This is a genomic window from Chrysanthemum yellows phytoplasma (assembly GCF_000803325.1).
Classification (GTDB): domain Bacteria; phylum Bacillota_I; class Bacilli_A; order Acholeplasmatales; family Acholeplasmataceae; genus Phytoplasma; species Phytoplasma asteris.
This window is the reverse complement of record NZ_JSWH01000079.1, coordinates 1-7,905: the sequence shown is the minus strand read 5'-3', so window position 1 is coordinate 7,905 and position 7,905 is coordinate 1. Positions and strand designations below refer to the sequence as shown.

The window sequence follows — 7,905 nt, the reverse complement described above, 5'->3', positions numbered from 1 at the left end:
TTTTTTTATAATGAGGAGTAGTTTTTTTATTAATTAAACGTTTTTTAATCCATAAAAGAGTATAAGTCATAGAAACTGTAAAGACAAAAAGGCAAGAAAAGACCAAACAAACAAAGTCATAACATGAATAAACAAAACGATAACGTTTATGATGGCGATTTTCCTTATCTTCTAAATTTTGGGCATTTGCAGGATTATTTAATTTTTGTTTAAAAGGAGAAAAGAAAACATAAGGAAACATTTTAAAAGGATCTCTTTTAGCTGCTTGTTTTTCTGAAGTTATAATTGGTTTGTCTTTTTGCAGATCTTGAAAATAATCTTGCATAGATAAAAAGCCAAATAAACTAAAAAAGGTCATATAAAGCAAGGGATGAATAAAAGCTATCCACATTTTTTTATAAGGAATAGCATAAGAATTGACTTTAAAATAAAAATATAGATAACATAAAGGAGCTAAAGTGTGGTGGAGATGAGAAAGAAAAAAAGAAAGACTAAATTTAGGTTCGTAAAAATGTCTACCTTTATCAATTAAAGTGTGAAAAATTAAAGCTGTCATCAAAATGCTAACTAAACATGCAAAAACTACATAATGATACCAATTTTTTTGTCTTACTTTGGTAAAAAATAAAGCATAAACAATTAATACAAATAAATTACTTTGATGGGTAAAATACCAAACTGTTTTGATAAAAGTGTGGTGCCCAGGATAATAACCTTCTTCGTAATCTAAAATGTTGTCTTCTTTTCCTGTGGTGTCAAAATCAATTTCAGGCATAAAAGTAGGGGCTTTGTACTTATATTGCCAATAAATTTGTCCTTTGTTAACACATTCTTTAAAATCATGAAAAAAAACAAGCATTAAAGTACAAATAGACAACATTAAAAAAAGAAAAACAACATTGGGCTTTTTAAAATAATTTCTTAAAACAATTTTTTTAAATCTTAATTTTCTTTTCATATCTTTCCTTTTTGGTTTAACATTTAAATATTTACAAATGCAATTAAAATAATGGATAATGAAGATAAGTTATAAATTTGATTAATGATAAATTATTGATGATGAGATTTATTTTTAGAAACAATAGGTTGAATAATGTTTTGTTCTAAGGCTTGGGGAAAAGGATATTTTTCTTCTCTCATTCTTTTAAATAACAAGTAAATAAAACCTCTTTGATAATCAATGCGAGTAATAACTGCTATTTGGGGTTCGTTTTGAACTTTGGCGCGAGTTCCTATTAAATAATTTTTAGCTGTGGGTTGCAAAAGCACTAACCTACTTCCTTATGGGTTCACTTTATCAAAAAGTGTAAATAAAAAAACAAACTAGTTAGTTTGTTTTTTTATTGTAAAATATTAAAAAACTTAATAGTAAAGATTTTAAGCAACGAAAAGATCTTTAAAACTTTTGCTAAATTTGAAAGTAGGAACCTTTTTAGCTGGAATGTCAATAGTTTTACCAGTTCTTGGATTTTTTCCTTCGCGAGCACTTCTGTGTTTTACTTCAAAGGTGCCAAAACCTGTTAAAGTAACTTTTTCATCTTCTTTGAATTCTTGAAGACTTTGAGAAATAACTTCAATAAAGTTATTAAGAAATTTATCAGCTTCTTTTTGACTAACGCCATTTTTTTCAGCTAATTTTCTTAAAAATTCTAATTTGTTCATTTTTTGCCTCCTTTTCTTTTTATTTACGTACTTATTATAACATCAAAAAAATAATTTACAAGCGCAAACCAACAATTATTTGAAATTATTGGTAATTATTTGCATTTTATTCTTAATTGACTGCGGGGGTGTTTGCAAAATGGATTAAAAAAATGGTGGGTGGGTAAAAAAATAATTTAGAATTCACTTTTGAAAGGTCTTTGCATTAAAGTTGCAAAAACAGTTTCAAAGGGCTTGGATTCAAAAATTAATTGATAAGAGGCTTGAATAATGGGCAGATCTAAATTATGTTTTAATTGCAATTGATAAAAAGCATTAAGAGTTTGGAATCCTTCGATGGTTTGCAAAGAAGAGTCAATAATTTGTTGGTAAGTAATGCCTGCAGCAATTTTAGCACCAGCATTAAAATTTCTGGAGTATTTGCTAAAAGCAGTCACAATTAAATCACCTAATCCTGGAAGTCCTAAAACGGTTTGGGGGTTTCCTTGATAAAAAGTAACTAACACCGACATTTCTAAAATACCACGACTCATCAAAGCTGCTTGAGAATTAATTCCAAAGTTCTTGGCTACTAAAATACCGTTAATAAGGGCTAAAACATTTTTAAAAGCACTGCAAATTTCATTTCCTACCAAATCAGAAGAAGTATATACTTTCAAATAATTAGGGCAAGAAAATAATTTTTGAATTTCCAAGGCAAAAGCGGGATTGGAAGAAGCTGCAGTTAACAGAGTTAATTTGCGTAAAATAACTTCTTCAGCATGCGATGGACCCATTAAGGAAGCAAAATTAGCTAAAAGAGGGGCAGGAATAACTTGTTTGACAATTTCAGAAACACGCAAAAAAGTTAAAGGTTCAATACCTTTAGAAACATTGACAAACGATTTGGGAGTAGTTAACATAAGGGCAATTTGTTTGAGAAGATGACGCATAAATTTCATAGGAACTGCCAAAACTATCAAATCAGAATAATCAAGGGCTTGTTTAAGGCAAGAAACTGCTTTGACATTTACTAGTGGAGCATTAAAAATGGGATGTTTTCCTTGATTTATTTTTTCCACATAAGAAAGGTTAGTGTCATAGAGTAAAACTTGATTGTTGTTATCAGTTAAAACTTGTGCCAAAGTAGAACCCCAAGCACCACTGCCAATAATAGTAATTTTCATAAAATATAGCTTCTTTCTTGTAATCAAAATAGCAAAAACGGTCATGAAAAAAGTTACAGCAAAAATGACAAAAGTTTTTTTGATAATTAAAAATAAGGTTGAATTTTTTTTCAACCACTATAATTAAATCATAAAATAAGAACAAATAATAAAATACTTGCAAACAAAATGCAAAAAGAAGGGGAAGGAGAAAAAGGGGGATTCAAAATAGTTTTAAAAATTAGACTTTTTTTGATGAAAAATAATTTTGAGGGGTGTTCCTTCTAAATCAAGGCTTTTTCTAAATTGATTTTTTAAAAATCTTTCATAAGAAAAATGAATATGTTTAGGGTCATTAACAAAACAAAGAAATTCAGGAGCTTTGGTTTTAGTTTGAAAAATATATTGAAACTTAGCTTTTTTTTGATTAAAGAAAGTGGGAGGAGTTATAAGAGTTGCTTCTTGTAAAATATCGTTTAAAAGACTAGTGCTAAACTGACTTTTATAATTGTTAAAAACTCGTTTTAAAATAGCAAAAATTTGAGTAAGACGACTTTTTTTCAAAGCTGATAAGAAAATAACAGGCGCATAAGATAAAAAAACAAACTCTTGACGAATTTTTTGCTCAAAGTTCTTTAGGGTATTGGTATCTTTTTCTAACAAATCCCATTTATTGACAATAATAATGCAAGCTTTATGATGTTCTAAAATAAACCCTGCAATATTTTTATCTTGTTCTAAAATACCTTCTTTAGCATCTAAAACTAAACAAGCAATATCTGCTTTTTCCAAAGCACCTAAAGCACGCAAAACGCTGTATTTGTCTTCTTGTTCATAAATTTTACCTCTTTTTTTAATACCTGCAGTGTCAATAATTTGGTATTTTTGCCCATCATTTTCAAAAAAAGTATCAACAGCATCGGTGGTAGTTCCTGCCATATCAGAGACAATCATTCTTTGGGATGCTAAAAGAGAATTAGTAAGGGTTGATTTGCCAACGTTTGGGCGTCCCACAACACAAAATTTAATAATGTTGTTGTCTTTTTCTTGGTTTTGGTTTTGTTCTGGTTCTAACAGTTGTTTTTCTGGGATTTCATAATTAAATTCGGAAGGGGGGCTTTGCAAAGCTGTATCTATTGGAAGGTCTTCTAAAAAGGAAGAATCAGAAATTAAAGCAGCATCGCGCATAAGAAAAACAATTTTATCTAACAAATCACCTATACCTATACCATGTTGAGTACTAATTGCAAAAGGAGTATCAAATCCCAGAGCATAAAATTCATAAGTGTTAGATAATAAATTGTGGTTGTCAATTTTATTAACTGCCAAAAGAACTGGTTTTTTAGTTTTATACAAAAGTTTAGCTAAATAAATGTCATTTTGAGTAAGTCCTGTTTGCCCATCAACTACAAAAACAATTACATCAGCTTCATCAACTGCAAGTTGAGCTTGTAATTTAATTTGTTCCAAAAAAGGAGTTGATTGAATTTCGATACCGCCCGTATCAATAACTCCAAATGTTTTAGTAAGCCACTCGGCAGTAGCATAAATGCGGTCCCGAGTAATGCCTGCTTTTTGATGAGTAATAGCGTGTCTTTTCCCAATAATGCGGTTAAACAAACTTGATTTGCCAACATTAGGACGACCCACAATAGCAATTTTAAAAGACATTTAAGTTCTCCTTTTTTTATCAATTAAGGCAATAATTTTGGCAATTACTTCATCAATCGATAATTCGGTAGTATCTAGTAAAATGGCATCTAAAGCTTTAGATAAGGGAGCAAGTTGGCGATGATAATCTTTATGATCGCGTTCCTTGAGTTGTTTCATAATTTGAGCAATGTCTGTGATTTTTCCTTTTTGGGCATCTTCTTGTTGTTTTCTCAAAGCTCTTTTAGTAATGTTGGCAGTAAGAAAAATTTTTAAATTAGCATCTGACATTACAACTGTTCCAATATCTCTTCCATCCATAATTAAATTAGGAGTATTGCCACAAATTTCTTTTTGCAATTTCAATAATTTAGTTCTTACAGCAGGAATTAAAGCTACTGAAGAGACATGTTTTTCGACGTCCAAAGACTTAATTTTTAAAGAAACGTCTTCTTGATTAAGAAAAATTTTATTACAAGAATAAGAAAGATTGATTTTATCTAAAGCTTGATTAAGACTTTTTTCATGATGCCATGAAACTTCATTTTCTAACAAATATAAAGTTAGTGCCCGAAACATTGCTCCAGTATCAATGTGATTCCAACCTAATTTTTGGGACAACTTTTTACTAATAGTGCTTTTGCCAGAACCTGCCGGACCATCAATGGCGATTTTAAAACTTTTCATATGCATATATAACTAACTCCTTATAGTGATCTTAAATTTACTAAATTAATGCGGTATTTGAGTAGTTAAGGTTTTTAATTTTTTAATTTCATGAATTTTTAAAGGGCGATAAGCACCTATTGTGAGATTTTCAATAGTTAAAAAAGAATAACGATAACGTTTTAACTTTAAAACTTGATAGCCTAAAACTTGCATCATTTTACGAACTTGCCTGTTTTTTCCTTCAGTTATTACTAGCTTTAACCAAGTAGAAGGTTTGGGTGTATAAGAACTTTTCAAAATATCAATTTCTTTACAAACAGCCAAATAATTTTTATCAATGATAATTCCTTTGCGGAATGTGGCAAGGTCTTTTTTTTGCAAACAAGCATTAATTTTAACATGATATTCTTTAGGAATACAAAAGGAAGGATGGGTTAATTTTTGAGTAAGATCGCCGTCATTAGTAATTAAAAGTAGTCCTGTAGTATTAAAATCAAGGCGTCCTATCGGATATAATCTTTGTATGCTTGCTTCTTCGATTAAATCCAAAACAGTAGGGCGTTTTTTATTGTCTTTGGCAGTGGAAAGAAATCCATTGGGCTTGTTGAGCAAAAAATAAGAATAAGTGGTTTTGGTGATCGGTTTGTCATCCAAAGTTATAATGTCGCTGGAAGATACTTTGGTTCCTAATTCAGAAATAATTTTGCCATTAACTTTAATGCGTTTTTCCAAAATTAAAATTTCTGCTTTTCTTCTAGATGCCACATTTGCATAAGCCAAAACTTTTTGTAATCTTTGCATTATTTTCCAATCCTTCCTTACTTGATTGTGTGGTTTGATGTTTAAAAACTTATTATTAAAATATTGTTCAAAAATGTCTTTTGTTTTTCTAATAGTTAATAATTAAAAATATTGCAAATTAAAAAAAATAACGCGGATAGTATTTATTTTCATCCAAGGTATCATAATAAGCAACAAAATTTTTATTACTATCTTTAACTATAAAAGGTTTTTTAGTAGTTATTTGTCTTTGGTCTAAATGAGTGCCGTTTTTTACTAACTTAATTAAATAATCATTTAAAATAAGTTCATCGTAAGCAGCAAAAAAAGTACTATCCAAAATCAAATCATTGAGTTCTAAATTTTCAATAGTTTTAGCGTTTTGTAATAAATGCGTGCCAATTGCAGTTCTTTGCAAACGAAGAAGAGCACCATAAGTATTTAATTGCAAAGCTAGATCGCGCGCAAGACTTCTAATATAAGTTCCTTTGGAAACATGTGCCAAAAAATCTACTTGGTCGCGACAAAACAAAGATGTTTTTTCAAAATGATGAATAAAAACTTCTCTTGGAGGAATATCTACAACTTGATTTTTGCGTGCTAAACGATACATTTTTTTCCCTTTAATTTTAACTGCTGAAAACATAGGAGGTATTTGCAAATACTTTTTTTGATGAAAAGATGCAAAACTTTTTTGGATGGTACAATCAGTTAAAGGGGTGTTTTTGGTATCCAACAATTTACCTGTCACATCCAAAGTATCATAATGTTTATTAAAAAGAAAGGTTCCTTGATAAGTTTTTGGTAGTTTATCGAACAAAAAAGCCAGTTTAGTGGCTTTACCCACACAAATAATTAAAAGTCCTGAGGCTAAAGGATCAAGAGTTCCTGTGTGTCCTACTTTGTCAAAATGAAATTTTTTTTTAATTTGAAAAACTACATCATGTGATGTCATCTTTTCTGGTTTGTTGACTAAAAAAAATCCGTTCATAACGTTTGATTTTACTTTCGGTTTGTGGTAAAATTATTTATAAGAATGTAAAAATTTAAGCAAGTCTTCTTTATTTAGAAAACCACTATGTCTTGCTAATTCTTTTTTATCTTTGTATAAAATAAGGGTGGGAAAGCCAGAAACACCTTTTTCTAATGCTAATTGTCTAAAAAAATCAACGTCTACTTTGTAAAAAAGAATGTCTTTTTCTAAAAGGCAAACTTCATCCAAAACAGGCAATAATCTTTGACATGGAGGACACCATGTAGCAAAAAAATCAACAACTACCAATTGTTGTGTGGCAGTTATGGTTTCAAAATCTTGTCCTTGATAATTCATTAAATTACTCATTATATTTAAAACTCCTTTTGTTTTTTTGGGGTTTGGGTTTTGGCATACACCATTTATTATAATTTAAAAAATGTTAATTAATAAAGATATGTTTTAGTTATTTTAATTTTTAAAACAAAATGAAAAAATGCATTTTTATGAATCATATTTTTTTGGAAATTTGTTCGTTTGAGAATTGTTTTCTAATCCGTTTAATGTTAAGGCAACCATAAAGCAAAAACACAAATGAAGACAAAGAAAGGATTATTTTAATTAATAAGTTTACCCAATCAAAATATTTTTCTTCTTGGGAAATAAAATCTTTGTATTTAAGAGAAGCTATTTTTTGTTCCAAAATGTTTTGAGAAATAGGTTTTAGTTTGCAATAAAAAGGGACTCCGTTTTTATCAATTAATTTGATATGGTAATAAAAACCTTCCAGCCAACTATTTTTAGCAACATAAGTAATTTTTTTGGTTTCATAATTATCAATTTTATTCAATAAATCAGAAACAGTAATGTTGGAAGTGGCATTTATAAAAGGCAAATGATGATAGCAATCAAAAGAAAACAACAAAATAGAAAACATCAAACTTACCACAATTAAAAAGGGGGTGATAATTTTTTTCTTGAAAATAAAATAATTTTTAGGAATAGCAAACAACCAATAAATGGTTT

The 7,905-nt window shown here is 29.2% G+C and carries 10 protein-coding genes; all 10 read right to left on the bottom strand.

Features of this window, described 5'->3' with window-relative positions; genetic code table 11:
* The coding region (locus OL66_RS03605) for a hypothetical protein (RefSeq protein WP_173401681.1) at positions 1 to 958 on the bottom strand (958 nt) is incomplete at its 3' end.
* A 92-nt stretch (positions 959 to 1,050) separates the two neighbouring features.
* The gene (locus tag OL66_RS01110; protein ID WP_173401680.1) at positions 1,051 to 1,269 is read right to left on the bottom strand and encodes a hypothetical protein; all 219 of its coding nucleotides are present in this window, start codon (positions 1,267 to 1,269) and stop codon (positions 1,051 to 1,053) included.
* Between the two features lie 108 nt (positions 1,270 to 1,377).
* Positions 1,378 to 1,662 (bottom strand): HU family DNA-binding protein, encoded by a 285-nt coding sequence (locus OL66_RS01105; protein WP_011160617.1) that lies wholly within the window; start codon positions 1,660 to 1,662, stop codon positions 1,378 to 1,380.
* A gap of 176 nt (positions 1,663 to 1,838) precedes the next feature.
* Positions 1,839 to 2,828, bottom strand: a complete 990-nt coding sequence (locus tag OL66_RS01100; RefSeq protein ID WP_034172122.1) for an NAD(P)H-dependent glycerol-3-phosphate dehydrogenase — start codon at positions 2,826 to 2,828, stop codon at positions 1,839 to 1,841.
* A 213-nt stretch (positions 2,829 to 3,041) separates the two neighbouring features.
* Positions 3,042 to 4,478, bottom strand: coding sequence for a ribosome biogenesis GTPase Der (der, locus tag OL66_RS01095; RefSeq protein WP_034172121.1), 1,437 nt, complete (start codon positions 4,476 to 4,478; stop codon positions 3,042 to 3,044).
* The gene (gene cmk, locus OL66_RS01090) at positions 4,479 to 5,144 is read right to left on the bottom strand and encodes a (d)CMP kinase (RefSeq protein ID WP_034172123.1); all 666 of its coding nucleotides are present in this window, start codon (positions 5,142 to 5,144) and stop codon (positions 4,479 to 4,481) included.
* A 45-nt stretch (positions 5,145 to 5,189) separates the two neighbouring features.
* Positions 5,190 to 5,927: a pseudouridine synthase gene (locus tag OL66_RS01085; RefSeq protein ID WP_034172120.1), complete on the bottom strand. Its 738-nt coding sequence runs from the start codon at positions 5,925 to 5,927 to the stop codon at positions 5,190 to 5,192.
* 118 nt (positions 5,928 to 6,045) lie between these two features.
* Positions 6,046 to 6,897: a tRNA pseudouridine(55) synthase TruB gene (gene truB / locus OL66_RS01080; RefSeq protein ID WP_034172119.1), complete on the bottom strand. Its 852-nt coding sequence runs from the start codon at positions 6,895 to 6,897 to the stop codon at positions 6,046 to 6,048.
* A gap of 33 nt (positions 6,898 to 6,930) precedes the next feature.
* Positions 6,931 to 7,248: a thioredoxin family protein gene (locus tag OL66_RS01075; protein ID WP_034172118.1), complete on the bottom strand. Its 318-nt coding sequence runs from the start codon at positions 7,246 to 7,248 to the stop codon at positions 6,931 to 6,933.
* A 142-nt stretch (positions 7,249 to 7,390) separates the two neighbouring features.
* The coding region (locus OL66_RS03970; RefSeq protein ID WP_034172117.1) for a hypothetical protein at positions 7,391 to 7,905 on the bottom strand (515 nt) is incomplete at its 5' end.

Bases quoted from the DNA above. Each gene is read 5' to 3' on its own strand.
- OL66_RS01105 (WP_011160617.1), bottom strand. From the start codon at position 1,662: ATGAACAAATTAGAATTTTTAAGAAAATTAGCTGAAAAAAATGGCGTT.
- OL66_RS01100 (WP_034172122.1), bottom strand. From the start codon at position 2,828: ATGAAAATTACTATTATTGGCAGTGGTGCTTGGGGTTCTACTTTGGCA.
- der (WP_034172121.1), bottom strand. From the start codon at position 4,478: ATGTCTTTTAAAATTGCTATTGTGGGTCGTCCTAATGTTGGCAAATCA.
- cmk (WP_034172123.1), bottom strand. From the start codon at position 5,144: ATGAAAAGTTTTAAAATCGCCATTGATGGTCCGGCAGGTTCTGGCAAA.
- OL66_RS01085 (WP_034172120.1), bottom strand. From the start codon at position 5,927: ATGCAAAGATTACAAAAAGTTTTGGCTTATGCAAATGTGGCATCTAGA.
- truB (WP_034172119.1), bottom strand. From the start codon at position 6,897: ATGAACGGATTTTTTTTAGTCAACAAACCAGAAAAGATGACATCACAT.
- OL66_RS01075 (WP_034172118.1), bottom strand. From the start codon at position 7,248: ATGAGTAATTTAATGAATTATCAAGGACAAGATTTTGAAACCATAACT.